Source organism: Nonomuraea insulae, assembly GCF_042656245.1.
The window spans coordinates 1-1,151 of the sequence record NZ_JBHSPA010000128.1; the positions used below are offsets into that span (position 1 = coordinate 1).

Sequence of the window (1,151 nt, forward strand, 5' to 3'; positions counted from 1 at the left end):
AACGGCACCGCACCAATCGCCACCACCACCGACGGCACCAAATACTCCGGCAACCGATCCGCCAGCCCCGCCCGAACCTCAGCCAGCAACGCCCCCAGACCACGAGCCGCCTTCGGATCATTCACCAACCGCACCACACCCGCAGCCGGGACATATCCGCCGGACAACACCGGCCCTGTGCCGGCGGGCAGGATCAGCAGGTCGAAGTGCGCCACCGACGCCGCCGACCAGGTCGGGATCGCCTGCACACCCCGCTTCTGACCCCACTCGATACAGTCATGCGGGTCGATCCCGGTGGCTGGGACCACCACGTCATCGTCCAGGGCTTGTTCGCACGCCACCTCCTCCACCAGACGAGCGTTGGGAATGCCGACGATCCGCACCGGTGCCGCGACCTGATCCAGATCGAGGTCCGGATCCCACGCCAGCGTGGGCACGTGGGCGACATCGACGACGTCGGCCGGGTCCTTGTGCAGCACCACCTCATAACGATGCCGGGTCAGCTCATTGTGATAGGAACCCGGCTTGAGGCGGATGTCGACCGCCCCGATCCGCGGATCAGCCAGCGTGGCGAAGAACTCCGGCGCCACCACCAGTTCCTTCTCCACCATCACCGAATGCGCCACCGCGGCCCGCAGCCGGTCCAGTTGCCCGGCGAAACGCGGCGCCCGTACCGCCGCGTGGAACGCGCGCAACGTGCCGGCATGCCGCACATCGCCCACCACCAGCCGGCCACCCGGCGCCAGCAGCCCGACCAGCCGGTCGATCACCCGCCGCAAGTACTCCCCGTCGGGGAAGTACTGCACCACGGAGTTGAGCAGAATCGTGTCGAAATACCCCTCAGGCAACCCCTCCACGACGTCCGCGGCCTGGGCGCGCAACGTCACCCGGTCGGCCAACCCCCGCGCGGCCACCTGACCACGCAGCCGATCGATCACCGTGCCCGACAGGTCCGTACCCCAGAACTCCGCACAATGCTCGACCAACTGCGACAACAACAGACCCGAACCGACACCCACTTCGAGAAGCCGCTCGGGCCGATGCCGCAGCACCTGCTCCACCACAGCATCACGCCAGGCCCACATCTGCTGCAGCGGAATCGGCTCACCCGAATAAGAACTGTCCCAGCCGGTGAAGTCCTCACCAAAGGT

Annotated in this window: 1 protein-coding gene; it reads right to left on the bottom strand. The window is 67.2% G+C overall.

The window, feature by feature from the left end; translation table 11 throughout:
• Window positions 1–1,151 (bottom strand): class I SAM-dependent methyltransferase (locus ACFPZ3_RS67520; protein WP_379524865.1); only part of this gene is annotated, 1,151 nt, incomplete at both ends.